The organism is Pradoshia sp. TA40_28, assembly GCF_059694525.1.
Genome location: NZ_JCATZO010000012.1, coordinates 56388 through 81416 on the forward strand (window position 1 = coordinate 56388; position 25029 = coordinate 81416).

The window sequence follows — 25029 nt, forward strand, 5'->3', positions numbered from 1 at the left end:
GTGTACCCGGCGTGTTTTTATAAATTATTGAACCATTGTTCAAATTCTTCGGCGGTATGCTCACCTTCGATTCTGCTTTTTTCTTTCCCGTCTTCATAATGGACAAGAGTTGGTGTAGCATCAATTTCATTCCAGCCCTGTTCAAATTCAAGTACATTATATTGATAGACCTGTTTGTCCATTTCTTCTGCTACCGGCATTAGAACGGGTGTAGTTTTTACACAATGTGAACATTCCGGACTAAAATAATAAACGGTAACGGATTTTTCCTTTTCAAGTTTCTCATCCAAATCATCTGGTGTGATAATATTTTGATACAGCGGGTCATCCAATTGTTCAACAGTCGCAGACTTTAAATCATCTTTTCCATATGGGTTGTTGTTACCTGACGTTTTTTCTGTTTGTTGCTTATTGGTTAAGAACGCGATAGCAGCAAAAATTAGAACGATCACAGCGACGAAAATAACGACTTTCTTCATTTTGTTTCCCCCTTTGTCACTTTGAATATATACAAGCTGCATGCAAAAATAATAATGAAAGCAGTCAATGCAAGCATTGGTATTGTAATGAAGCCGAGCCAGTTAATGTAGTCGCCAGTACACGGAATCCGTCCGCATGAAACGGCTCGATCCATAAAGAACGGTACCTTTTGAATGAGCACATGATAGGTTGAAATACATATCCCAATGGCTGATAAAATCATTGTATAAAAGGCAATATGATAGTCTTTTTTCCAGATTGCCAGTACTAAAATAACCGTAAATGGATACATGACAATCCGTTGATACCAACATAAAACACATGGTTCATAACCTTTAATCTCTGAAAAATACAGACTGCCAGCCATCGCTATAAAGGCTGCAGCAAATGCCAGAAAAAGGGCGTTATCACGATTTATCACTTTCTTAAGCATGAAAATTCCCCCTTTTCAATTCATTTCCTTTATTAAAATTATAGTATGTTATCATAATATTGTAAAAAGAAATCGCTTTATTATCATATGGTCAGAATAAAATGACCTTTTAGCCTCATTTTTGGATATTAAAGGGGTATAAGGAAAAAGAAGTCTTTTTATAGAAGGACTTATTGATTTTGCACATATCATAAGGAAGGTGCTGAACGAATGATGAAAAAACAATGGTGGAAAGAAGCTGTCGTTTATCAAATTTATCCGCGAAGTTTTATGGATTCTAACGGAGATGGAATAGGAGATATTCAGGGAATCATATCACGTCTGGATTATTTAGAAGAGCTTGGTGTGGATGTGGTTTGGCTATCTCCGGTGTATAAATCACCAAATGATGATAACGGTTACGATATTAGTGACTATCGCGATATTATGGACGAATTCGGAACGATGCAGGATTGGGATACGATGCTTGAGGAAATGCACAAAAGGAGCATTAAACTTGTGATGGACCTTGTTGTGAATCATTCATCTGACGAGCACGCCTGGTTTATTGAATCAAAAAAATCTAAAGATAATCTATATAGAGATTATTACATATGGCGTCCTGGAAAGAACGGGAAGGAGCCGAATAACTGGGAATCCTTTTTTAGTGGATCGACGTGGGAATATAATGAAGCAACTGATGATTATTATTTACATCTGTTCTCCAAAAAACAACCAGATCTTAACTGGGAAAATGAAAAGGTCCGAAAAGAAGTATATGATTTAATGAAGTTTTGGCTGGATAAAGGTGTAGATGGTTTCCGAATGGACGTCATAAACCTAATATCAAAAGATCCTGATCTTCCTGATGGGCCAGTAGTTGAAGACAAAGAATATGCATCTGGTGCGAATTATTATATGAATGGTCCGAAAATACATGAGTATTTTCAAGAAATGAATAAAGAAGTTCTGTCTAAATACGATGTAATGACGGTGGGGGAAACACCTGGTGTAACGCCGGATGAAGGGATATTATATACAGCTGAGGATCGTGAAGAGTTAAATATGATCTTTCAATTCGAGCATATGGACGTAGATTCCGGTCCAACAGGGAAATGGGACCTCAAGCCCCTCGATTTAGTAAAGCTGAAGAAAATCCTTTCAAAATGGCAGACTGAACTGCATGGAAAAGGGTGGAACAGCCTTTATTGGAATAATCATGATCAACCGAGAATTGTGTCACGTTTTGGAGATGATGGAGCATACCGAATAGAGTCAGCAAAAATGTTAGGAACATGTCTGCATTTTCTCCAGGGGACACCTTATATTTACCAAGGTGAAGAAATTGGGATGACAAATGTACAGTTTCCGAATATAGAGTATTACCGGGATATTGAGAGTATTAATATGTATAAAGAGAGACTGGCAAAAGGTATAAAGCCAGAGGAGATTATGAAGAGCATTTATGCAAAAAGCCGTGACAACGCTCGAACTCCGATGCAATGGGACGATACCGAACAGGCTGGTTTTTCAACGGGGGAACCTTGGATTAACATAAATCCAAACTATATAGATATTAACGCTAAAAATGCTCGAAAAGATCCTGATTCGATTTTCTACTATTATAAAAAGCTAATTGCCCTGCGCAAAGAAATGCCGATTATAGTAAAAGGAAGCTATGAGTTAATTGAAGCAGAAAATGAGCATATTTTTGCCTATATGAGACATTTTAATCAACAAACATTGCTTGTATTAACCAATTTCACAAATGAAGAACAACATATAACATGGCCAGAAAGTGTAAAAGATTATTCTGGACAAAAGGTAATAGGAAATTACTCTGATCGTGCGGAAAAAGAAACAATTGCTGAAACATTCCTGAGACCGTGGGAAGCCATTGTTTATTTAATTGAAAGATAACACCATTATCAAAGCCATTGGAAACTAATTCCAATGGCTTTTCTTATTGTGACGATGATTAAACAAGGAATCCCTTTCTGGCAGGGCTTTGCAGTCATATGGATTGTTTAAAAAAAGCAATAAGTGGGAAAAAGCAAAGGATAGAGAGAATGGGTTTAATAAAAGGAGTGTCATGTCCGTGACTGAAGAATTGGATTTAACTAAATATGAACATAAAATGGAAATCAGGCGAATGGAGATTCGCGATATAGATGATATTCTGGAGCTGCAAAAGCTTTGTTTTCCGGGGATGGACCCTTGGAAACGCGAGCATTTGGAAAGCCATTTATCCATTTTTCCGGAAGGGCAATTTGTTGCAGAATTAAATGATGAAGTGATTGGCTCATGCTCCAGTTTAATCATCAATTTTGATGAATATGATGATCGCCATACCTGGTCTGAAATAACAGATGATGGATATATTACGAACCATAATCCTGACGGTTTAAATCTATATGGAATTGAAGTTATGGTTCATCCAAAATATAGAAAAATGAAGGTTGGCCACCGCTTATATGAAGAACGTAAGGAGTTAGCCCGCAAGTTAAATTTGAAAAGTATTATTATTGGCGGCAGGATTCCAAACTACCATAAATATTCAGATCAAATGACTGCTCGTGAATATGTGGAAGAAGTACGCTTACATAAAATATATGACCCGGTTTTATCCTTCCAATTTTTGAATGAATTTACGTTAACCCGTATTAATCAAAACTATTTGGAGGATGATCGAGCATCAGGAAAATACGCTACACTAATGGAATGGAATAATGTGGATTATCGTCCTAAATCAAAACGGTATTATAAAACTGCTTATCCTGTTCGAATATGTGTTGTGCAATATATGATGAGAAAAATTCACTCATTCGAAGATTTTGCAAACCAAGTTGAATATTTTGTTGATGTTTCTGCGGATGCTGATTCTGATTTTGTGGTATTTCCAGAAATATTAACGACTCAACTGATGTCCTTTTTAGATGAAAAGGTTCCGAGTCAGGCAGTCCGAAAAGTAACCGATTTTACAGAACAATATATTGAGTTGTTTACCAACCTGGCTGTCCGCTATAACGTGAATATTATTGGTGGTTCCCATTTTGTGAAAGAAGAGGATGATAATATCTATAATATTGCATACCTCTTTAGGAGAGATGGGACAATTGAGAAGCAATATAAGCTTCACATAACACCAAATGAGAAAAAATGGTGGGGAATAAATGCTGGTGATGAGGTACATGTATTTGATACAGATTGCGGAAAAATCTCCATGCTCATTTGCTATGATATTGAGTTTCCGGAATTGTCCAGGATTGCGGCAGACAAAGGAGCTAATATTATTTTCACACCATTTTGTACAGAAGATCGACAAGGTTATTTGCGCGTAAGATACTGCGCACAGGCTCGTGCAGTGGAAAACCAGGTATATACCGTCATTTCTGGAACGGTGGGGAATTTGCCACAAACGGAAAATATGGATATACAGTATGCACAATCAGCAATCTTTACTCCATCTGATTTTGAGTATCCACGTGATGGGATTGTAGGCGAAACGAATGCCAATATAGAAATGGTGCTTATTGGAGATGTTGACCTTGAGATTCTTAGACGCCAGAGATTATCTGGAACGGTACGCCAATTAAAAGATCGCAGAAGAGATTTGTATGAGATTAATTACAAACGGTAGTGTTTGGAAAATATTTCTTCAAAGATATTCGCTAATAATATTCAAGAAATATTAAATATTTAGTAAAATAAAAAGGATCGTATATGTGGTTAGCAATATAATTAGGAGGAATACAATAAATGGACTGGAAAACAGCTTATAATAGATGGAATGATCATTTAACGCTTGAACCAGAGTTACATGAAAAATTAACTACGCTTGTGGATGATGAAGTCGAGTTAGAAGAATGCTTCTACAAAAATTTGGAATTTGGTACGGGCGGTATGCGTGGTGAAATCGGTGTTGGAACAAACCGTATGAATGTTTATACAATCCGAAAAGCAACGCAAGGTTTTGCATCCTATATTGAAAAATTAGGGGAAGAAGCTAAACAGCGTGGAGTGGTCATTGCTTATGACTCCAGACATAAATCACCCGAGTTTGCGATGGAAGCGGCAAAAACTCTTGCTACTAATGGCATTCAAGCCTATGTATTTGATAGTCTTCGCCCAACTCCGGAACTATCTTTTGCTGTTCGTTACTTACGTGCAGCCGGCGGAATAGTTATCACAGCAAGCCACAACCCGCCAGAATATAATGGCTACAAAGTGTATAACGAAGATGGCGGACAATTACCACCTGCTGATGCGGATGCTCTAATCGAGATGGTGAATGCGATTGAAAATGAACTTGAAATTAAAGTAGAAGAAGAGTCCGTGTTACGTGATAAAGGGTTGATTAAAATAATCGGCAAAGAAGTCGACGATGCCTATAATGAAAAAGTCCTTACGATTTCTGAACAACCAAATTTAGCAAAAGAAGTAGATGTGAAAGTTGTTTTCACTCCATTGCATGGTACAGCTAATCTTTCTGTACGTCGTGCTTTAAAAGATTTGGGCTATGAGCATGTGGAAGTGGTAAAAGAGCAAGAATTACCAGACCCTGAATTCTCGACTGTAAAATCCCCAAACCCAGAAGAACATGCTGCATTTGAATTAGCAATCGCTAAAGGAAAAGAAATGGGCGCTGATATCTTAATCGGTACAGATCCAGATGCTGACCGTGTTGGTTTGGCTGTTAAAAACGAAAAAGGGGAATACACGGTTTTAACCGGTAACCAAACAGGTGCGTTATTCTTAGACTATATTCTGTCCCAGAAACAAGAAAAAGGAACATTGCCTGATAACGGAATCATGTTTAAAACGATTGTAACCTCAGAATTTGGCCGTTCAATTGCTTCCAGCTATGGAGTAAAAACGGAAGATGTTCTGACTGGCTTTAAATTCATCGGGGAAAAAATCAAGCAATATGAAGAGTCTGGTGAGTATTCATTCCTATTTGGATATGAAGAAAGCTATGGTTCATTGATTAAAGATTTTGCCCGTGATAAAGATGCGGTTCAGGCTGCAGTAATGGCAGTAGAAATTTGCGCTCACTACAAACGCCTTGGAAAAACCATGTACCAGGCACTTGAAGATTTGTATGAAAAACATGGATATTATTTAGAGGGAATGCGTTCCTTGACCTTAAAAGGAAAAGAAGGGGCTGCACATATTCAGCAAATTCTTGCTACATTCCGTAAGGAGCCGCTTACTTCTCTTGATGGTGTAAAAGTAGTAGCTGTAGAAGATTATAAAGAAAGTACACGATTAGATTTGGTTACAAATAAGGAAGAAGCCATCCATTTGCCTAAATCAAATGTTCTCAAATACTTCTTTGAAGATGAATCATGGGTATGTTTGAGACCATCAGGAACTGAGCCTAAGATTAAGTTCTACTTTGCGGTTAAGGATAGCCAAAAACAAGCAAGTGAGCAAAAGTTACAATCCTTTATGAATGAAATGATGCAAAAGGTATCAGAAATATAAAAACAGAGAGCTGACTAAAGGTCAGCTCTCTATTTATTTACACCGAGTTTCGCTGTTTACATTTTAACCGTATATTTTTCCCACCACAGAAAAAAATAAGGATATTAAAAAGTTTGCATTGCCCAGCCTTCTTCCTCATCATCAGGAAGGAATGTGGCATGGTCAATATAGTGAAGAAGAGCATTCAATGTCTTTTCAACAGAAGTTTGCTCTTTTGAAAAATGATAAGCATGCAAAAAATGTTCGATTTTTTTGGACAAAAAGTGGTCTTTTGTCCTTACCATCAGAAGTAGAAGGTTATCCCATTCTGAGCGATGTGTGTAGTACAAAGCACGATCATAATCAACTTTATCCATTTGCTTCACACTCCTTTAAGTGGAGGAGTTAAAATTAGTTTGTTCAAAGTCATGATTTTATCACCCTGTAAAAGTTGGGCAGTTTGTAAAATGTATATTTGAAACTTTCCATGGCTTAATATTTGGCGAAGCGGATATCCTAACCCATATCAATGGATTTCTATCCTATATTTAATGTGGGAAGTGAGAACTTTGTGTAAGATATGGGCAGGCATTTTATATAGAAGAAAAAAGTTAGCGTTATCCGATGATACAACAGAGGTATAACTAATTGTTGGCTTTATAAGGGGAAATATAAAAAAGAAGTGCTTTATTTTTGACCACAGTTAGAGGCAAAAATTAGATGTGGGGTGAAAGATGTTTTGCCTAAGGATTTAGGAATACCATATCATCATTAAGAAGCAAGGGGATTTAGCAATAAACCAATAACTCCTAGGGTTAACGGATACTTCTCATGCGTCGCCATAATAGCCATGCGCCTGTAATTGAAACTTACCGTTATATCCATATATTAGGTAGGTTCCACTTACATTGAAAGTTTCTTGTAGCCAATCTTGCGTCGTATCTTTCACGACGGTCCGCGGGTCCGGCTCACCTTTATAGACAGTATCTACTTGGATAACGAACTTACTTCCATCATGTTTCTTCACAATTCCTTTAAATACCGCATCGGCAAGGCCCATCCCGTGTTAGGAAAGGACAGAATACCTAGCAGGAGTAACAGAACCCATGCATGCCCTTTAGCTATTCGCCAACCGTTCATACTACTCGCCCTCCTATAATGGTCTATAATCTTATAATTTTACCATATTATACATACTGTGGAATATAATGTTCTACCCTAAATAGTCATTTAAAAAGAATCGGTACGGTTATTAAAAAGGCTAATTCATAGATGCTTTGTCTACTTACTTTAACTCCACAGTCTTCTGAGTTCTTTTAACATGATTTTCTCATCTCTTCATATTAATAAGATAAGAGTAATAAAGGGGGGATTGGGTGAGAGCAGACGAGCAAAAGGATTTAGAGTATGCCATTGATGAAATAACTGAAATCGCGGTTGGATTTGGACTGGATTTTTACCCAATGAGATATGAAATCTGCCCAAGTGAAATTATTTATACATTTGGTGCCTATGGAATGCCAACTCGATACTCTCATTGGAGTTTTGGGAAACAATTTCACAAGATGAAGCTTCAGTATGATGTGGGATTAAGCAAAATTTACGAGCTTGTTATCAATTCGGATCCTTGTTATGCCTTTTTATTAGATTCTAATTCCTTGATTCAAAATAAGTTGATTGTAGCGCATGTGCTGGCCCATTGTGATTTCTTCAAAAATAACGTTCGTTTTAAAAATACAAAGCGGGATATGGTTGAAAGTATGTCTGCCACTGCGGAAAGAGTTAGGCAATATGAGATAGATCATGGGAAGATGGAGGTAGAGAAGTTTCTTGATTCCGTTCTGGCAATTGAGGAACATATTGATCCATCACTTGTTCGGCCGAAATTGAATTGGTCGATGGATGAAGACGAAATTGAAGATGATTCTCCACAATTCACTACTCCGTACGATGATTTATGGAACTTGGATGGCCAGCAAAAGGGACAAAAGAAAAAGACAAAGGTTAAGAAATTTCCTCCGCGCCCAGAAAAGGATATCCTCTTATTCATTGAGCAATATAGTCGAAATCTAGAGGATTGGCAGCGAGACATATTGACCATGATGCGGGAAGAAATGCTCTACTTCTGGCCGCAGCTAGAAACTAAAATCATGAACGAAGGCTGGGCAAGCTACTGGCACCAAAGAATCCTCCGCGAACTTGATTTAACAGGCGGGGAAGCAATTGAATTTGCAAAGCTGAATGCAGGAGTCGTACAGCCGTCCCGAACAGGCATTAATCCTTATTATTTGGGTATTAAGATGTTTGAGGATATTGAAGAACGTTATAACAATCCAGACGAAGAGATGAGAAGGCGCGGGGTTAAACCGAATTCAGGCCGAGAAAAAATGTTTGAAGTGCGGGAAATTGAATCGGACATTTCCTTCCTCCGCAATTACCTCACAAAGGATCTAGTCATGCGCGAGGATATGTATCTGTTCCAGAAAAAAGGTCGCGATTACAAGATTGTTGATAAAGAATGGAAAGCGGTACGCGATCAGCTCGTCGGTATGAGGGTTAACGGTGGATTCCCCTATATCACTGTGATTGATGGTGACTATTTGAAAAATGGTGAGCTCTACCTGAAACATTGGTATGAAGATATTGAATTGGATGTGAAATACTTGGAGAAAGTCTTGCCGCATATGCATTATTTGTGGGGCCGTACGGTTCATATGGAAACGGTGCTGGAAGGCAAGGGGATTTTGTTTAGTTATGATGGGAAGAGTGTGAGTCGGAAATATGTATGAGTAATGTGAAGGGGCTGGGACAAAAGGTTTCCAGTAACTAAAAAGGCCGAACTATTATTAAATGCAGTGTTAGCATTATTTATAATAGTTCGGCTTTTTCTATTTAGATTAATAAAAATCCAATACATCATTCGGCTTTAGACATAGTAAATTTAGTTATGTCCCAGCCTCTTTTTATTTGAGAAGTGTTACTTTTTGAATATAAGTTCGTGCTCGATAATTGAAGAATGGGAATATAATTTGGTTACCAATTCTCTAAATTTCCTTATCTACAAACAAAATCTTCTACTATTAAAATTGGGAGTGGAACAATGGTTGAAACTAATTGACACTATTATTTTTCCTGATCTCGTCACGAATGTCCTTTAGATAATCATTTTTTTGTTTCATTAACTTTATGATAGTACTTGCAACATAAGTAGCAAAAATGAGAATTCCTAAATATATTATGATAGGAATAATTCCTAAGAAATTCAACATTTCCATAAATTAACCCCTCTAAACTATATTTTATTATTATATTATCATATTTATCACAAATTAATCGTTAATAAACTTATACTCTCATGGTAGATTGCAAAATGAGGGCAATCGCTTTTTTATTAAAGGGGAAGGCTAACAGAAAAAGACAAACGGCATCGATGATAATTTAATCAAACATCAACAGTATTGTTTAATGGGACCAAATAAAAGGAAACCGTGAGCTAGCCTGCACACGGTTTTTATCTTTCTAATTCCATCATTCTAGTTGTCTCTAAAGGTCAATAGGCTAACTTACGCCATTATTTTTTAGGATTCCAACGAATCAGGGACAACAAACTTCACATCATGTTCCTTGCATCTGGTGTCACTCAACACATTTTTTACCTTATCGGTGTACCGCTCCTCTAACCAATCTCTTGAGAAAGAATTCGTCGCTGAGACGAAGAGAGTATCTTCTGTTTCTTTGATTAGATACGTATCTCTTAACCAAGCATTGAAACTGGGTTCACTGATGACACCTGATAAGCTTTCTAAAGCTTCACTCCAGATTTCGTTTGTTACCGAATTTAAAGAAGTATCTGTTTTGATTTCTGGATTCACTTTCATATAAGCCGCTAACATCTTATCGAGCAGATATCCAAAATTCTCATAATAGCCAGAATCGATCTCAAACAAGATTTGTTCCTTTTGAGGAAAATCGATTTGCACTATGAATAGCTTGAAGACCGTTCGTACCTCAGCCACCTGGAGAAGTGATACTAACACATCCTTGTTATTATATATGAGTTCCATCTCTTTCTTCGTAAGCATCCCTTTCCATCCCATCCTTAAGAAATTAATAAGTCAAGTATATCGGAACCAGTGTATAAACTCTTGACGGCTGTACGATTCCTGCATTAACCTTTGTAAATTCGATTGACTCGCCACTTGTAAATCAACTCGCGGAGGATTCTCTAAACAGTATCACTAAAAAAGAGGATATTTTTAAGCTTCTTTATTCTGTTAACGCCCCTGTTTGTTTAAGCACGTTTCTTCACAAACTTGCTTCATACTCTTCATACATTACAGGTATGCTTCCCTTTTTGTGAAAAAAGCTATAATCACAGATCCTGATAGAAGTAATCTCCTTTGCAGCAGTGAAATAAAGGATAGTATTATAAATACTTTTCTAGAAATCAACTTCATAAATATTTGTTTATTTAAAAAAGTTTTTATCTATTTTAAAAGTTTTTTTACTAAATCTACTATTTCGTTGTAATCGTTATAACTGATTTGTTTATTTTTTGTTAAATCTGTTACTTCAAAATGCCCCAAAGTATGTAGGTAACGTACTCTTACTTTAGGTATATTATTTTTGGTAAATACTTCTTCAATTTCACAATCAGGAAATGTCTCCATAGTTTTCAGCATTTTTAGTATGTGATTTGTTGTAGGCATTGCTTCACCTCTTCAGTTGGTAATAAATGGAAAGGTACTGATACCCAATTAAATGAAATAGTGTGTCTGATTATAATCTATCCAATGACCTATCGACCAAGGCCTTCAAAAATAAAGACTACCCATTAATCCTTTTATTATTAGTAATAATTTGTTGCATTTAAATATGAGTTCATTCAATAAAAAAGAGTTGAATTTTCTTCAGCTCCCTCTTTACTACTCTTACTTCTGGAAAATAATCATAGCTTCATCGCCCGAATATTTAATTTCAAGAAAGGTTTTCTCTGAATTGGCTTCCAACCATTCTGTAATACCTTTTGTTTTATTTGGCAAAACACCCAATCTAATAACTTCAATACATATTGAAGTTGCTTTTCCTTATATGAGGTATTACTCTTTAACAACCGTCTACTCCATTCCAGAGTTGAGGTAATTCAACAGTGTTTTGTTTAGGAAGTAGGAATCGAAAATTAAACATAATTGTTTCGACCACTTTCATATAATTGCAGTGGTAAATTTCTGTTTTTGTATTGTTTACCATATCGATAATTTTATAAGAACCAGATGAATAATAAATCATAATAGTTGGAGAGTCATTTTTGCAAAAAACTTCTATGATAGCGGTCTTACGATAAATATACAAAGTTTTCAACCTAGTTATAAGATAGCAAGTCGAACGCATACGTATAAATCCCCTTCGTATTTTCGATGATAAGTCCCATATTTATAAATAAGATTGCAAACTATAAACAAAACTTTCTAACAGTTTTTATTTGAATTCTTCCACTTTATCAATATAAAATGTTAACAGATTTAGTAAACAACACGTGTCGGCTAACATATCATTTATCATCATTATTATAACTCGATAGTTTTTTTCTTCAATCCACAATAAAACAGATATGTATTAGTATTCAACATTCCGTATAAAAGTGTTGAAAAAAAACACGTTAAAAAGATTAAAAAGTCGGGGTGCTTATGTTATGAAACATAAAAAAGAAGATCGGAGAGTAATCAGAACTAAAAGGGATTTGAAAGATGCTTTTTTTACTTTATTAAACGAAAAGAATGATATCGAAAAGGTATCAATTGTTGATATAACAGAAAAAGCCAATTATAATCGAGCAACTTTTTATGTCCATTATCTGGATAAACAATCATTAATCGACGAAATTATTGATGAAACACTCGAGGGTTTTCTTGCCGCCTTTAGAGAGCCTTATAAACAAATAAAAACTCTCGAATTAGATAAGGTTTCCATACAAGCAATTCAAATATTCAAATACATTGAAGGTAATTCGGAAATTTTCAGATTGTTATTTACTAATAAGGCATTTAAGGGGTTTAATAAAAAATTCAGTAGTGTACTGGAGGAATTATTCCTAACTGAAGTAAGCTACTGCGACAATCAATCCCAATATTTCGAAAAAATTAACAAGGAATTATTTGTTCGTGCACAGTCTTACTCTATGATAGGAATTATCTCCTATTGGGTTGAACACAATTTTGTCTATTCAGCCGATTTTATGAACGAACAACTACTAATGATTACTAGGTATTATGATTCAACTAAGATAACGTTTGTTAAACCATAAAATATATGGAATTTCCCATATATTTTATGGTTTTTATTCCGCTAACCTCCCTGCCCCTTTACTTCCAAAAGGAATTCAACACAAAAAGGCATTAATCCTTCTTGGATTAACACCACATTAGCTGAATAAGAATTACGGCAAAATGGGGTAAATAAATTCAATGCAACCGCAAAAGATTTCCCGAAAATACTGGATTCCCGTACATCACAGTTAACGATGGAGATTACCTTAAAAATGGAGAGTTGTATCTCAAACACTTGGTTTGAAGATATTGAGCTCGATGTGAAATACCTGGAGAAGGTCTTGCCACATGTCCATTATTTATGGGGAAGAACGGTTCATATAGAAACCATGTTGGAAGGCAAGGGGATTTTGTTTAGTTATGATGGGAAGAGTGTGAGTCGGAAGTATGTATAGAAGGGAAAGGGGTGCCGAATGGATCGGTTCCCCTTACTTTGTTATGCACAATAGGGGTTATAGAATAAGAAGGCATTTGGGTTTTATTGAATCCCATTCTTCTTCAATAAGTTCAAAGCATTTGTGAAAGTGAATAGCTCTTATTTGGTCAATGATTTCTGTAATTTGCAACTCTTTGGAATGTGTAATCCCCTTACATATGGCACTAACTAACCCTATTCCAACGCATTGTCCGTCTTATTATTTGCTATTTTAAAATTTAACTGTTATTCTTAAGAAGAATTATTTTTGTTCGGTTTCAGATTGAGAAGCGATTTTGATTTTCGTCTAAGGTGTTTGAGCAAGGATAGTAACACATTGTGTGGATATCCACACTAGGAGGCAACAATTATGGAACAAGGTAAAGTGAAATGGTTTAATGCAGACAAAGGTTTTGGATTTATCGAACGTGAAGGCGGAGAAGACGTATTCGTACATTTCTCAGCTATTCAAAGCGAAGGTTTCAAATCTTTAGACGAAGGTCAAAGCGTAACGTTTGAAGTAGAACAAGGTCAACGTGGACCTCAAGCTACAAACGTTCAAAAAGCTTAATAAGAGCTAATGAAAGGATCCTGCATATGCAGGGTCTTTTTTTGTTTTTAAATCAACTTGCTCAATAAAAAAACCCTATTCAAGAAAATGAATAGAGCTTAGACAACAAACGAAATGAACTTGTATAGCAAATGGTAGGCTAAGTATAGCACAGTGCTAGAATAATCCCTAATTTAAAACAGCTTATTTGTATGGGATTGTTTAGCTTTTGTTTTTTTGATACAGTCACTTATATTCTAAACACCTTTCATTGATTACATATAGAATGTCCTACATATTTTTGCTTAGGCTGTTTCGTAAAGATTGTTGCTTTTGAATAAAAAGGGAAGATGCTATCCATCTGAGTGGTGAGGACCTTCTTGAACAAAAGGGGCAGCATTCCTGTAATGAATGAAGTAAGTTAGTGAAGAATTGTACTTAAACTAACGGGGGCGATTGCAAAACAAGGCAGTCGCTTTTTGTGTTATTTGCGCAGGAAGGTTTTATAAAGAAAAATAATATTATGGTTAGTAGAGGTTTCAGGATATACGTGGGAAAATCAATCCGACACGATTCCTATTATTTGTGCTTTTTCTGATCTTTAAGAAAAAAGCAGTTGACAACTAAAAATAATTTATGATATATTAAATATTTGCTAAAAGATAATATATATGTTAAGGTTAAGAAGGTTACCATATATGGAGGTGGATTATTTGTTTCAGATTGGCGATAACATTGTTTATCCAATGCATGGAGTAGGTATAATTAAAGCCATAGAAGAAAAGGAAATCTCAGAGGAAAAACAACAGTATTATGTCATAAAAATGTTAATCGGTAATATGCAAGTCATGATTCCTACGGGTAAGAGTTCAAGTATACGCCCTGTTACTGATATAATTGCATTAAAACACATCATAAACATCTTTCATCATGGAGAATCAGATAGATTACTGCCGTGGAAACAAAGGTATAAAGTGAATACGGACAAAATAAAAACAGGTAAAATACAAGAATGTACTGAAGTTGTACGTGATTTAATGCGTATGAAGAAAGAAAAAGCACTTAATACAAGCGAAAAAAAAATGTTAGATAACGCATATGAATTTTTGATTAGTGAACTGGGATTAATTAAAGGTATTACTGAAAATCAAATAAAAAGTTTCTGTTAAGTTTAATTTAAGAAAATTGATTACATTTCCTTCGAAAAATATCCTGATTTTTTGGAAATATGTTTATTATTAAAATAAATCTTTTCAAAGACATTCAACTTCTCCAACTCACCTTTAGAGCATTAACCTCTTTTGTAAGATCTACAATCTAATCCATTTTTATTATTTAAATTTCTTTTACGAACGTTTGAAGTTTCATCAAATAACTTGATAAAATAGTCACTTGATTTTTGCAATCCTGATTCACACTGGCGCGGACAAGGAGCCGTAAGGATGAAAGAGAGGTAGGGCTTTCATTGTTTTAGGTATACAATATATTATTTAAGTCATTATTTCTAGAAGAAAAAACAATTAATCTCACCTCTATCTTTAAGAATTTTTTATATCATCTGAGACAGTGAATAGTAATTGTTTATTTTCTTTACGTAAAAGAGAGAAACGAATTGGTAACACCATATGGTCAACTACAAAAATGGATTCCAGACCAGGAAACCGTTTTTTATTTTATTTACATAACAATAGTAAAGATTACTAGTGAGGGTTTATATCCTTTGAAGGGAAGGATCTTATTACTATCGAAGAAAGATATAACAATTCTGATGATGAAATGAAAAGGCACGGCGTTAAACCAAATTCAGGCCGTGAAAAAATGTTTGAAGTTTGAGAGATTGAATCGGATATTTCTTTCCTCCGTAATTATCTTACCAAGGATCTGGTCATGCGTGAGGATATGTATCTGTTCCAGAAGAAAGGCCGCGATTATAAGATTGTCGATAAGCAATGGGAAGCAGTACGCGATCAGCTTGTCGGCATGCGGGTTAACGGAGGCTTCCCGTATATAATGGTGAATGACGGGGACTATTTAAAAAATGGAGAACTTTATTTAAAACACTGGTTTGAAGATATTGAACTGGATGTGAAATATCTGGAGAAGGTCTTGCCGCATCTGCATTATTTATGGGGCCGTACAGTTCATATGGAGACGGTGTTGGAAGGCAAGGGGATTTTGTTTAGTTATGATGGGAAGAGTGTGAGTCGGAAGTATGTGTGAGGGATGAGAAGGAGACAATCGGGAATTTTGTTGGACCGTTTTTTACATTTTTATACCTTTATTAACACAAGACATTCCTAGAATGGCGTTCGAGAAAGATATTGGAAAAATAAATGAAAACGCACAGTATTTCGAATTTGAAATCACCGTGCGTTTTTTGTTATTAAATCAGGGTTTATTACGCTTTATTATGACTGTCATAGGAGAAGCGTTCTATATCATGTTTGGTGGAAATCAAAGGAAATAGAAACCGGAAATAAAAATAGACTAGCATTATGTGATAAAATGCATTTACATGTTATAAAAGTTATTTATAGGGGAGTCCTAAATTGAAAAAGAAAATAAATTATTTAATCTCACTATTAACAATTATCTTTATAGTGGGTTGTACGAATGTAGATGATGTATCTGTTACAGATGGAGAAACAGATTCACAAGAAGTAACCACAGTTAATACACAAGAGAATAGCGAAAAACAAGATAAAGAAGAAAAAGAAGAAGAAACTACACCTACGGTTGAAGAGGAACCAGTAGAAGAGGAACAAGTAGATGAAGAAACACCAACCCAATCAAATGATGAAATGTTCGCAGGGTACAAGCGGATTGAAGTGGATGGTGGAAATTTATCTGGATATCGTGAATCTAAAGTTGTCGTTGATATAGGCTTTGGAGATCGTGAATATTGGGCATTTACGAATGAATACAGACAGTTAGTCCGTGTCGTTGCTGACGAAATTATTCTGCAAGATGACGATAGCGAACCTGTAACATCTTCTGGAAGATACTATTCTGATGAGGCAAAAGTTCCTGGTGTTGAAAGTAGCGATTTAGATGAAGGACATATCATCGCTGATTCTCTCGGAGGGGTATCGAATGCGTATAATATAACCCCGCAAGATAGTACACTTAACCGACACGGTGACCAAGCCTATATGGAAGACGCGATTCGTCGTGCAGGTGGAGCCACTAACTTTGAAGCGATTATCACCTATCCGAATACCAAAACACAAATTCCTTCCCAGTATAAGTATACCTATACGATAAGGGGCAACAAGATTGTGGATACATTTGACAACGTGAACCCTGATGAAGTCAACGCCTCACTCGGTTTAACGGAGAGCAAACCTTCTGAGTCAACTAATTCAAGTAATTCATCCAGCCCCAACCAAAAAGGTGATATTTCTAGTGTGGATACGAACGGTAATGGACAAGTGACGATTAAAGAAGCAAAAGATGCAGGTTTCAGTATGCCTATAACGAGTGATCATTGGCTATATCCTTATATGCGTGATAACGATAACGATGGAATGGTAGGGGAGTAAGCACTTATAACTTTGAGGTAAACTAGATGACCAAAAGAATATTGAACGTTTTATAAAAATAAGCTTGGGATATCCTAAGCTTATTTTTTATTAATAGCTATATTTGTGGGGAGGAACGATTCATATGGAACCTGTTCTGGAAGGCAAGAGGATTTTGTTTAGTTATAATGGGAAGAACATGAGTCAGAGATATCTATAAGAGGGAAAGGAGAACCGTCAAATCGGTTCTCCTTTCTTTATTTTTTGGTCAACAGTGGAGTTGTAAATATACTGGAACAGTTCGTTTTAGATCACTTTAGGTAGTATATGCAATTTAGTTGAAAATCTTATTTATTATGGATTTGGATGTGCAGGTAAACCCAAGAATTTATCTTTTTACAGATTAAATGAAAAGGAAATAACGCCTGGGTAGTTGTTTATGCTATTCCGAAAAATTATTTGAAACATTTAATAATTTTTTATTATTATATTTTTGTAATATGTGTTAATATTTGTAATTGACAGTTGATGGAGGTGACCAAGGGAATTAAGGGAGTAAGGCTCATAGAGGAAAAGAAAATTGCATTCATTATACATATTCATTTGTGTAAACGTTTTAAATTATTACAGTTCAACTGTCTTTTTAGTGAGAAGTACTTCAACTATAGCTCGTAGCAAACCATCATGGTTGATGGGGAACCATGAAACTGAGTTAAACGGGATTGGAGAAATCTAAACGGAAGCATTTTAGGCTTCCTCGGTACAGATATAAACTAAGGGGGATTTATATGACAAGCAAGAAAAAAATTCATTATGCTTGGTGGATACTAGCGGGACTTTGCATAATTGTTGGCATTGGAAAAGGGGCAGTGAATAACTCCGCAAGTCTTTTCTTAACACCGATATCAAAAGATCTGGGCATTGGGCTTGGAAATTTAACTTTATATTTAAGTGTATCAGCTGTGGTGACCTTGCTATTTCTTCCGTTCGGCGGAAAATTGATGGCAAAGTACGATATTAGGTTGCTCTTGATTCTAGCAATCTTTTTACAAGCAGGCTCATATGTGGTGTTCAGCATGATGAATTCGGTATGGGGTTGGTATGTGTTTGCCATTCCGTTGGCTGTTGGAGGTGTGTTTATCACCGTGATTGCAGGACCTGTCCTGATCAACCAATGGTTTAAAAAAAGGAATGGGTTGGCGCTGGGTATTTTGACGGCAACTGGCGGTCTGATTGGAGCCTTTGCTCAACCTTTGATCGGAAATTTAATTGTGAGTCATGGGTGGAGATATTCGTATGTAGCTGTCGGAGTTGCTGCTATTATTATCGTGGTTCCTATCGTTCTTCTTCTGATTAAAACCTTGTCTCCAGCAAAAGGGTTATACCCATACGGAACCGCTGATATAGGGGAAAACTCAACAGACCAAACGGAGCGCAGGCAAGAAGAGGGTGTCACTATGGCGGTGGCGAAAAAATCATCTGCTTTTTATGGTTTGGCTATCTTCTTCTTCCTAATCACTTCGATATCTAGTTTCTCCATGCATTTCCCGACTTATCTGGTTGGCAAAGGGTATACTCAATCGTTTGCCGGAAGCGCTATGGGCGTCTATATGTTGGGCGTGGTATTAGGATCACTCGTGGTCGGGCTTTTAAATGACAAAATCGGCTCGAAAAATACCACTATATTCACGATGGTTTTAGGGATGATTTCCGTTGCCCTTCTATTGTTCGCTTCATCCAGCTCGGTAATAATTTTCGTTGCGCTCATTCTTTTTGCTTTTGTAACTTGTGGGATTGGCACATTGGCGCCTGCTTTGACCCAAAGTTTATTTGGAAATAAGGAGTATAGCCAGATATATTCCACTGCCTCTTTAGGATTAGCAGTCGCATCTATTGTGGCCCTTCCTGCTTACGGATATATCTTTCAATTCACTGGAAGCTATACAGCAGGACTGTACGCTATCTTAATCATGTTAGTCATCAATATTCTTTCCGTTCTCTTTGCATATAAAGGGAAGGATAAATTAGTCGAATCAGGAGTCTGGGATTCTAAAAACTTGAATATCTGAAATCATGGACCTGCTTAGCAGGTCTTTTTTTACCATGGATTGTTTGGTGGCTTTTTTGGTTTTAGCATGTTGAACTCAATGTAAATACCGGGTGATATGAAACATTGGCTATTGTCTAATCCATTGCAAGCAATGAAATAAAAGAGGACTATTTTTACAAAATTATATAAAACTTCTATTTATTTACTTTATAATAAAATAGCATTAGACGATTTTTTTAAGGGGGAACTTTTTGTGGGAATGATGGAAAATAAAGCTGGATTGGTCACTGGGGCAGGTTCGGGAATTGGACGGGCAAGTGCATTAGCATTCTCGCGGGAAGGTGCCCAAGTGATGGTTTCGGATGTGAATGAAGAAGCGGGAAGGGAAACAGTTAGAATAATTGAAGAAGAAGGCGGAATTGCTGACTTTTATCCATGCAATGTGGCGTCTGAAGAAGAAGTCAAAGCCTTGGTACAGGCAACCGTCATGCGCTTCGGACAATTGGATTTTGCCCATAACAATGCAGGTATTGGCGTCAAAACAGCGCCGATTGCAGAATCGGATACGGATAGCTTCGATCGGTGTATTCAAGTGAACCTCTATGGGACCTACTATGCAATGAAATATGAAGTGCAGGAAATGCTGAAAACAGGTGGAGGAGCCATTGTGAATACTGCTTCCACAGCAGGACTTGAAGGAGCGCCCAACCTGGCAGGTTATTCCGCCAGCAAATGGGCAATCAATGGACTCACAAAAACTGTCGCATTGGAAGTGGGTCAACAGAATATACGTGTAAACAGCATATGTCCAGGCATGACGATAACACCGGCAATTGAGCATTGGTTTAACGAAGTCCCTGAACAGGCAGAAGCATTCAAAGCCTCCTTACCAGCTGGGCGGGTGGCAACAACAGAAGATCAAGCGAATGCAGCTGTTTACCTATGTTCGCCCCTGGCTTCTTACGTGAGCGGCGTGACGTTGGCAGTTGATGGCGGCGGAGTAGCTGGAAAAATGCAAAAATAAGCTATTCGAAAGTGAAATATGTTATTTCCACTAAAGGGTATTGATTTAAGAAGGATCAATACCCCTTTCTATTAATGTAGATTTATAAGGGTTGTATTCTCTGTTTGGGGTAGAAATCATTCTCGCCGATAAAGCTATCCATATTGATATATTCTCGAAGTATGCACATGGATATACTTCCTAACTTTAAAGTTGAGGGCCGTATGATTTGCTATTATTAAATATACCTGTTATTGTTAAGAAGAATTATTTTTGTTCGGTTTCAGATTGAGAAGAGATTTTGATTTTCGTCTAAGGTATTTGAGCAAGGATAGTAACACATTGTGTGGACATCCACACTAGGAGGCAACAATTATGGAACAAGGTAAAGTGAAATGGTTTAACGCAGAAAAAGGTTTTGGATTTATCGAACGTGAAGGCGGAGAAGACGTATTCGTACATTTCTCAGCAATCCAAAGCGAAGGTTTCAAATCTTTAGACGAAGGTCAAAGTGTAACGTTTGAAGTAGAACAAGGACAACGTGGCCCACAAGCTACAAACGTTCAAAAAGCTTAATAAAAGCTAAATCAAAGACCCTACATTTGTAGGGTCTTTTTTTGTTTTTTAGTTCTTTTAGTGGTCAATAAAAAAAGCCCTATTCAATAAATGAATAAAGCTTGTGCAACAAAAACGAATGAAACTGTAATAGCAAATGGTAGGCTAAGTATAGCATAGCCTTTGAATTATCCCTAATTTAAATAGGCATAATTGCAAAGGGATTGTTTTTATTCTTTTTCACGATAGTGAAACGCCTAATTTTTAACAATTATGCATTTGAATATTTAACAACGTAACAAAAGTTTCCCTCATTAATGACATCCTATATAGGTTTCTAACAGTCAACTTTCCAAGCCTTCTTCAGATGCTCAATTCCTTTCATATATATTATAATTTACAAGCTGGTTTTACATTCAAGTACAAGGAGCAAGGGTCAAAAGAAATTTTGATTAAAAGGTAAAAAAGTAATTTTATTAAATACTCGTGGCATTATCTATAGTTCTCCTGAAATGAATGGTATGGACATGGCTATGAACTATATGGCAAATTCAGATCAGGTCCTCCCTGTTTTTAATATCTTCTAACCCTTTTTTATTATATATTCAGTTATAAATTCAGTGAAATTTACTCATGGCCTTCTTCCATTGCCAAAGCATCTGCTTTAGTAGGATGAACCGTACCGTATGGATGGTGTGGTGGAGCATATATAGAGTATAGTTTTAACGGAATAGTACCAGTATTGGTTACATTATGCCATGTTCCAGCAGGTATCATGATCGCAGAGTCATCATAGACATTTCTTTTAAAGTCTAACTCTTCTTTGGTTTTGCCCATTTGAACAATTCCCTGTCCTTGTTCAATACGTAAGAATTGATCAACGTCAGGGTGGATTTCCAAACCAATATCTTCCCCCACATTGAGGCTCATTAAAGTAACTTGTAAATGTGTTCCCGTCCACAGCGCAGTACGATACGTATTGTTCTGCTTTGCTGCTTTATTGATATTAACCACAAATGGGTTTGTTCCATGATCTGTTAATCTAATCCTTTTTTTATCATAGGAAGCGTAAGAAGGTTCAAATCTGTTTCTGTATATGTCATTAGAATAAGTCCTGTAAACAGACTGTCTTTGGAAGTTATGTCTTGCTATATGAATATAATAAGGATATGGATGTGGATAAATATAAGGAACATAGTACATTTTTTCTCAATCCTTTCACTGTGATGGAATTATCCTATTCACTATTTAAAGGAATGTACGTAGAGCGGGTGAAATTATTTAAAGTAAGCTTCATAGATTATATAAACCGTTAATACGGATTAACATACCTTCTATTTTATGTTCTTCATTTAAATTTGCTTGCCCAGTCACTATTTCAACTTCTGATTTTTCACTGCCATCTTCTTGGCGTTGTAGTTCTACTGAGAAATTATAAACGCTATCTTTTTCATCTACTTTTACGTATTTAATGGTTTTTATCTTAAATTTGTAGTTATTTTTTATCGGTTCAATCATTAATGATGATCCATAGCTGTTAACAAATTCTGTATACGACGTTTCATTTGCAAAATAGTCTTTAAATAGGTTTTCTTCATATTGATTTAAGGCTTCAACCTTTTCTTCACTTTCTTTATCTAATATTTGTACCAATTCATAGCTTGGGCCATTAAGACTTTTTTGTAATACAGCTTTAATGGTCTGAATATTTTTATCTTGCATTTTCGTTGCCTTTTCGTCAGTACAACCACCTGAAAGTAATAGAAGTAGAGTAAATAAGATGATGCCACAAAAACTGTTCATGTGTTTTTTCAAATAAATCTCCCTCCGTAAATCTATTAAAACAAATTTATCCAATTATCTTTTAATATTAGTAGCTTCCTTATTTAAGAAAATATCCTTGAGTTAATTATTTCAATCCATACAAATATTCTAGTCAGGCTTTAACACACCTCACACATATCTAGAGTGTGTGTTACTTAATTATTATGCGTATGCTATACATCTATTATTAACTTAATTCTGTTAAGACATTGATCTAAAAAAAGAGATATCTATTATATATGAGTTTGTTCCCAATTATTCGTTGTTGTCTGCAAAATTGATTTTGTATTCGATTTTAGAAGTTTTCTATAATTTTAATTTGGATTATTATGGTAATCTAAAGTTGTACACCTATCAATTAAAAGGGAGGGGTCACATGAATGAGGAAAGTTTATTAAATCGTAAACTGACTGCCACCTATGTTACGACCCTGATTGTGTCGATGATTCTAGCCTCTTGGTATATTGCTTGGGGATTGAGGGGAGAACCTCCTTATCAACTAGGAAAAGCATTTTTAGGCTGGACTTTTTTATATAGCCTATATGTGGGTACGATTGTATTGTTTTATGGGAATCTGGTTTCGGTAGGAATTGAAGGACTGCGGAAAAAGAGATTGATTCCTAAACAAACTTGGTTGTACGTTTTGCTTCACGGTTTTTTCGGTCTAGCCAATGGAATTTTGTTTCAGGAACCTTCATTAGCCATCACGGGAATGGTTGTTGCACTCTTTTATGCATGGGTGGACCGATGGCTCTATGCAAGAGCGAAGGTTCAACGAAGTACCGGGATGTTTTATTTGTTTCCTATTGTTACCTGCGGCTTGCTTTTTGGAGTTTTTCAGCTTCAGTCCGAACCTCTGCGACCGTTTGGCATAAAAGAGGCAGTTGCCTTTGCCATGGATGGGGAGGGGACGGTTACCGATCAGTTTCCCAAACAAGTGGGTAAATGGAAAGGGAGGATTGACGGGTATCAGGTCGAGCGGGAAACAACGGCGCAAGAAACAGGAAAAGAAACGTACCTTATTACTTTTACAGAAAGATGGACCAAAGGCGAAGAAAAAAGCTCCTGGTTCTTGTCATATGAAGTAGACCGTGGAAGTGTAACCGCAAAGAGGGAGAAGGGGATGTCCCCACCGTATCCTCACTAACGGTTGAGAATTCCCAAGCTTTTGTGAAGAATGAAATGAGATATAGGCTTAAAAGTCTAACAAGTCTTTAGGAGGTGAGTGTTTTGTCGATCGGGATTCTTGCCCTTGTAACTATGGTGATATGGATCATACAAATTAATGAATTCATTAAACCTGAAGAAAAGCAAGACAATAGAAAAATAATAGTATTAACGTCCTTTGGGTGCTTGTTAACTACGATTTTGACCGTCCATCTTCTGGAAAATTTCATCGTTTAAAATGTAATCATACCTGCTTCTGACTAAGGAGCCTTTTTATCGATCCGTTTATGGACACAATGAACGAGTTGAGTTTTATATTACAAGAGATTGGATTCAAGCGTTATGAATGTTTTATAGGGATCAGCTGTAATAAGGGGAGGATGTGAGATGCATATATTTTTAAAATTAGTTGCAGGTATGTTTTTGGCTTTTGCTCTGACAGGATGCATTGGTGAGGATTATGATGTGTGGGTTCCAACTGCTTATTTAAGCACAGAGAATGCTTCCCTTCATAACAATATCCAATTAGCAGAAGCCAATATCAGTTGGAGTTCATCGAGTGGAGATGTCCATAAATTGATTGATGATATCGAAGAGATTGGATTATCACAAGATAAAATTTAGGTCTCCCCGGGGCAAGGCGCTTCTTTGTATTTTGAAGAAAATGAAGATAATGGAGGTTCATCCACCTCTTCAAACTCCATCACAGCGTCTTTATGGAATCATGGAGAACAAATAGACTTCGAATTGAATGAAGACGATGAATTTACCTTTCCTTTTCAACCAGGGACCTATGTGTTGGATGTGTCCATTGGATACTCAACCAATCGTGCTCAATATGTTGGACATATTGTCGTCAGAGAAGCTGAAACAAGATAGACATTATGGGGCTCTAAGGTGATAGGTGTAGTCGGTGGTAGACCAATGACTTTTTTATTTATTGATGGATACAAACAAATGGTGAAGCGGTAGTTAAACATGGATAGACATCCTAACATGGAAGAATCAGAACATATTCTTTGCTATTCATAAATCTATCTGTTATTCTTAAGAAGAATTATTTTTGTTCGGTTTCAGATTGAGAAGAGATTTTGATTTTCGTCTAAGGTATTTGAGCAAGGATAGTAACACATTGTGTGGACATCCACACTAGGAGGCAACAATTATGGAACAAGGTAAAGTAAAATGGTTTAACGCAGAAAAAGGTTTTGGATTTATCGAACGTGAAGGCGGAGAAGACGTATTCGTACATTTCTCAGC

At 36.3% G+C, this 25029-nt stretch carries 24 protein-coding genes and 3 pseudogenes; 18 read left to right on the forward strand and 9 right to left on the reverse strand.

Translation table 11 applies throughout. The features are described from left to right. Nucleotides 1–17: 17 nt before the first annotated feature. Nucleotides 18–479, reverse strand: coding sequence for a thioredoxin family protein (locus AC58NB_RS14835; protein ID WP_497427601.1), 462 nt, complete (start codon nucleotides 477–479; stop codon nucleotides 18–20). Continuing rightward, a complete protein-coding gene (locus AC58NB_RS14840) occupies nucleotides 476–913 on the reverse strand; it encodes a disulfide oxidoreductase (RefSeq protein ID WP_497427602.1) in 438 nt (145 codons plus the stop codon). The genes AC58NB_RS14835 and AC58NB_RS14840 overlap by 4 nt, the downstream gene beginning before the upstream one ends. 213 nt (nucleotides 914–1126) lie before the next feature. Between AC58NB_RS14840 and AC58NB_RS14845 the strand changes: the two genes are divergently transcribed. The 3 genes from AC58NB_RS14845 (at nucleotide 1127) to AC58NB_RS14855 (ending at nucleotide 6379) form a co-directional block, all read left to right on the forward strand. After that, nucleotides 1127–2812, forward strand: a complete 1686-nt coding sequence (locus AC58NB_RS14845; protein ID WP_497427620.1) for a glycoside hydrolase family 13 protein — start codon at nucleotides 1127–1129, stop codon at nucleotides 2810–2812. A 178-nt stretch (nucleotides 2813–2990) separates the two neighbouring features. Next, nucleotides 2991–4532: a GNAT family N-acetyltransferase gene (locus AC58NB_RS14850; RefSeq protein WP_497427621.1), complete on the forward strand. Its 1542-nt coding sequence runs from the start codon at nucleotides 2991–2993 to the stop codon at nucleotides 4530–4532. A gap of 119 nt (nucleotides 4533–4651) precedes the next feature. Continuing rightward, entirely contained in the window at nucleotides 4652–6379 is a 1728-nt protein-coding gene (locus AC58NB_RS14855) for a phospho-sugar mutase (RefSeq protein ID WP_497427603.1), read from the forward strand. Between the two features lie 104 nt (nucleotides 6380–6483). Here the strand turns inward: AC58NB_RS14855 and AC58NB_RS14860 are convergent, their stop codons facing one another. After that, nucleotides 6484–6735, reverse strand: coding sequence for a YhdB family protein (locus AC58NB_RS14860; protein WP_497427604.1), 252 nt, complete (start codon nucleotides 6733–6735; stop codon nucleotides 6484–6486). Nucleotides 6736–7187: 452 nt separating this feature from the next. Further along, nucleotides 7188–7418 (reverse strand): hypothetical protein, encoded by a 231-nt coding sequence (locus AC58NB_RS14865; RefSeq protein ID WP_497427605.1) that lies wholly within the window; start codon nucleotides 7416–7418, stop codon nucleotides 7188–7190. 316 nt (nucleotides 7419–7734) lie between these two features. Here AC58NB_RS14865 and AC58NB_RS14870 point away from each other — a divergent pair, with 316 nt between their 5' ends. Further along, nucleotides 7735–9147: a SpoVR family protein gene (locus tag AC58NB_RS14870; RefSeq protein WP_497427606.1), complete on the forward strand. Its 1413-nt coding sequence runs from the start codon at nucleotides 7735–7737 to the stop codon at nucleotides 9145–9147. A 789-nt stretch (nucleotides 9148–9936) separates the two neighbouring features. On the opposite strand, the gene AC58NB_RS14875 is transcribed toward AC58NB_RS14870, so the two are convergent. The 3 genes and pseudogenes from AC58NB_RS14875 to AC58NB_RS14885 all read right to left on the reverse strand — a co-directional run bounded on the left by AC58NB_RS14875 (nucleotide 9937) and on the right by AC58NB_RS14885 (nucleotide 11067). Next, complete coding sequence (locus AC58NB_RS14875; RefSeq protein ID WP_497427607.1) at nucleotides 9937–10440, reverse strand: DnaA N-terminal domain-containing protein; 504 nt, start codon at nucleotides 10438–10440, stop codon at nucleotides 9937–9939. Nucleotides 10441–10474: 34 nt separating this feature from the next. Continuing rightward, a pseudogene (locus tag AC58NB_RS14880) lies at nucleotides 10475–10583 on the reverse strand (SpoVR family protein); the annotation flags it as partial. Between the two features lie 262 nt (nucleotides 10584–10845). Next, nucleotides 10846–11067 carry a hypothetical protein gene (locus AC58NB_RS14885; protein WP_497427608.1) on the reverse strand — a complete coding sequence of 74 codons (222 nt, stop codon included), beginning with the start codon at nucleotides 11065–11067 and terminating at the stop codon, nucleotides 10846–10848. 983 nt (nucleotides 11068–12050) lie between these two features. Here AC58NB_RS14885 and AC58NB_RS14890 point away from each other — a divergent pair. The 9 genes and pseudogenes from AC58NB_RS14890 to AC58NB_RS14930 all read left to right on the forward strand — a co-directional run bounded on the left by AC58NB_RS14890 (nucleotide 12051) and on the right by AC58NB_RS14930 (nucleotide 20799). Beyond that, complete coding sequence (locus tag AC58NB_RS14890; protein WP_497427609.1) at nucleotides 12051–12662, forward strand: TetR/AcrR family transcriptional regulator; 612 nt, start codon at nucleotides 12051–12053, stop codon at nucleotides 12660–12662. Between the two features lie 185 nt (nucleotides 12663–12847). Next, nucleotides 12848–13079, forward strand: a pseudogene (locus tag AC58NB_RS14895) (SpoVR family protein); the annotation flags it as partial. 390 nt (nucleotides 13080–13469) lie between these two features. Next, nucleotides 13470–13670 (forward strand): cold-shock protein, encoded by a 201-nt coding sequence (locus AC58NB_RS14900; RefSeq protein ID WP_050614125.1) that lies wholly within the window; start codon nucleotides 13470–13472, stop codon nucleotides 13668–13670. Between the two features lie 677 nt (nucleotides 13671–14347). Continuing rightward, nucleotides 14348–14818: a CarD family transcriptional regulator gene (locus AC58NB_RS14905; RefSeq protein ID WP_497427610.1), complete on the forward strand. Its 471-nt coding sequence runs from the start codon at nucleotides 14348–14350 to the stop codon at nucleotides 14816–14818. A 574-nt stretch (nucleotides 14819–15392) separates the two neighbouring features. Then, nucleotides 15393–15869: pseudogene (locus AC58NB_RS14910) on the forward strand (SpoVR family protein); the annotation flags it as partial. Between the two features lie 329 nt (nucleotides 15870–16198). Further along, the gene (locus tag AC58NB_RS14915; RefSeq protein ID WP_497427611.1) at nucleotides 16199–17191 is read left to right on the forward strand and encodes a DNA/RNA non-specific endonuclease; all 993 of its coding nucleotides are present in this window, start codon (nucleotides 16199–16201) and stop codon (nucleotides 17189–17191) included. Between the two features lie 767 nt (nucleotides 17192–17958). Beyond that, on the forward strand, nucleotides 17959–19239 hold the full coding sequence (locus AC58NB_RS14920; RefSeq protein ID WP_497427612.1) for an MFS transporter: 1281 nt from the start codon (nucleotides 17959–17961) through the stop codon (nucleotides 19237–19239). A gap of 240 nt (nucleotides 19240–19479) precedes the next feature. Then, on the forward strand, nucleotides 19480–20244 hold the full coding sequence (locus AC58NB_RS14925; RefSeq protein ID WP_497427622.1) for an SDR family NAD(P)-dependent oxidoreductase: 765 nt from the start codon (nucleotides 19480–19482) through the stop codon (nucleotides 20242–20244). Nucleotides 20245–20598: 354 nt separating this feature from the next. Continuing rightward, complete coding sequence (locus AC58NB_RS14930) at nucleotides 20599–20799, forward strand: cold-shock protein (protein WP_066102150.1); 201 nt, start codon at nucleotides 20599–20601, stop codon at nucleotides 20797–20799. A 606-nt stretch (nucleotides 20800–21405) separates the two neighbouring features. On the opposite strand, the gene AC58NB_RS14935 is transcribed toward AC58NB_RS14930, so the two are convergent. Both AC58NB_RS14935 and AC58NB_RS14940 read right to left on the reverse strand, forming a co-directional pair. Next, nucleotides 21406–21981, reverse strand: a complete 576-nt coding sequence (locus tag AC58NB_RS14935; RefSeq protein WP_497427613.1) for a cupin domain-containing protein — start codon at nucleotides 21979–21981, stop codon at nucleotides 21406–21408. 90 nt (nucleotides 21982–22071) lie between these two features. Beyond that, nucleotides 22072–22593, reverse strand: coding sequence for a hypothetical protein (locus AC58NB_RS14940; RefSeq protein ID WP_497427614.1), 522 nt, complete (start codon nucleotides 22591–22593; stop codon nucleotides 22072–22074). Between the two features lie 385 nt (nucleotides 22594–22978). Here AC58NB_RS14940 and AC58NB_RS14945 point away from each other — a divergent pair, with 385 nt between their 5' ends. From AC58NB_RS14945 to AC58NB_RS14965, 5 genes are all read left to right on the forward strand, one after another. Then, nucleotides 22979–23749 carry a hypothetical protein gene (locus AC58NB_RS14945; RefSeq protein WP_497427615.1) on the forward strand — a complete coding sequence of 257 codons (771 nt, stop codon included), beginning with the start codon at nucleotides 22979–22981 and terminating at the stop codon, nucleotides 23747–23749. 83 nt (nucleotides 23750–23832) lie between these two features. Then, entirely contained in the window at nucleotides 23833–24006 is a 174-nt protein-coding gene (locus AC58NB_RS14950; protein WP_497427616.1) for a hypothetical protein, read from the forward strand. Nucleotides 24007–24156: 150 nt separating this feature from the next. Then, nucleotides 24157–24393 carry a hypothetical protein gene (locus AC58NB_RS14955; protein ID WP_497427617.1) on the forward strand — a complete coding sequence of 79 codons (237 nt, stop codon included), beginning with the start codon at nucleotides 24157–24159 and terminating at the stop codon, nucleotides 24391–24393. A gap of 24 nt (nucleotides 24394–24417) precedes the next feature. Continuing rightward, the gene (locus AC58NB_RS14960) at nucleotides 24418–24648 is read left to right on the forward strand and encodes a hypothetical protein (protein WP_497427618.1); all 231 of its coding nucleotides are present in this window, start codon (nucleotides 24418–24420) and stop codon (nucleotides 24646–24648) included. 286 nt (nucleotides 24649–24934) lie between these two features. After that, nucleotides 24935–25029: cold-shock protein (locus tag AC58NB_RS14965; protein WP_497427471.1), on the forward strand; the 95-nt coding region annotated here is incomplete at its 3' end.

Coding starts and splice junctions, on each gene's coding strand:
- AC58NB_RS14865 (WP_497427605.1), bottom strand. CDS start 7,418: ATGGGCCTTGCCGATGCGGTATTTAAAGGAATTGTGAAGAAACATGAT.
- AC58NB_RS14860 (WP_497427604.1), bottom strand. CDS start 6,735: ATGGATAAAGTTGATTATGATCGTGCTTTGTACTACACACATCGCTCA.
- AC58NB_RS14920 (WP_497427612.1), top strand. CDS start 17,959: ATGACAAGCAAGAAAAAAATTCATTATGCTTGGTGGATACTAGCGGGA.
- AC58NB_RS14845 (WP_497427620.1), top strand. CDS start 1,127: ATGAAAAAACAATGGTGGAAAGAAGCTGTCGTTTATCAAATTTATCCG.
- AC58NB_RS14840 (WP_497427602.1), bottom strand. CDS start 913: ATGCTTAAGAAAGTGATAAATCGTGATAACGCCCTTTTTCTGGCATTT.
- AC58NB_RS14945 (WP_497427615.1), top strand. CDS start 22,979: ATGAATGAGGAAAGTTTATTAAATCGTAAACTGACTGCCACCTATGTT.
- AC58NB_RS14930 (WP_066102150.1), top strand. CDS start 20,599: ATGGAACAAGGTAAAGTGAAATGGTTTAACGCAGAAAAAGGTTTTGGA.
- AC58NB_RS14835 (WP_497427601.1), bottom strand. CDS start 479: ATGAAGAAAGTCGTTATTTTCGTCGCTGTGATCGTTCTAATTTTTGCT.
- AC58NB_RS14900 (WP_050614125.1), top strand. CDS start 13,470: ATGGAACAAGGTAAAGTGAAATGGTTTAATGCAGACAAAGGTTTTGGA.
- AC58NB_RS14935 (WP_497427613.1), bottom strand. CDS start 21,981: ATGTACTATGTTCCTTATATTTATCCACATCCATATCCTTATTATATT.
- AC58NB_RS14955 (WP_497427617.1), top strand. CDS start 24,157: ATGCATATATTTTTAAAATTAGTTGCAGGTATGTTTTTGGCTTTTGCT.
- AC58NB_RS14925 (WP_497427622.1), top strand. CDS start 19,480: ATGATGGAAAATAAAGCTGGATTGGTCACTGGGGCAGGTTCGGGAATT.
- AC58NB_RS14855 (WP_497427603.1), top strand. CDS start 4,652: ATGGACTGGAAAACAGCTTATAATAGATGGAATGATCATTTAACGCTT.
- AC58NB_RS14885 (WP_497427608.1), bottom strand. CDS start 11,067: ATGCCTACAACAAATCACATACTAAAAATGCTGAAAACTATGGAGACA.
- AC58NB_RS14905 (WP_497427610.1), top strand. CDS start 14,348: ATGGAGGTGGATTATTTGTTTCAGATTGGCGATAACATTGTTTATCCA.
- AC58NB_RS14875 (WP_497427607.1), bottom strand. CDS start 10,440: ATGCTTACGAAGAAAGAGATGGAACTCATATATAATAACAAGGATGTG.
- AC58NB_RS14890 (WP_497427609.1), top strand. CDS start 12,051: ATGAAACATAAAAAAGAAGATCGGAGAGTAATCAGAACTAAAAGGGAT.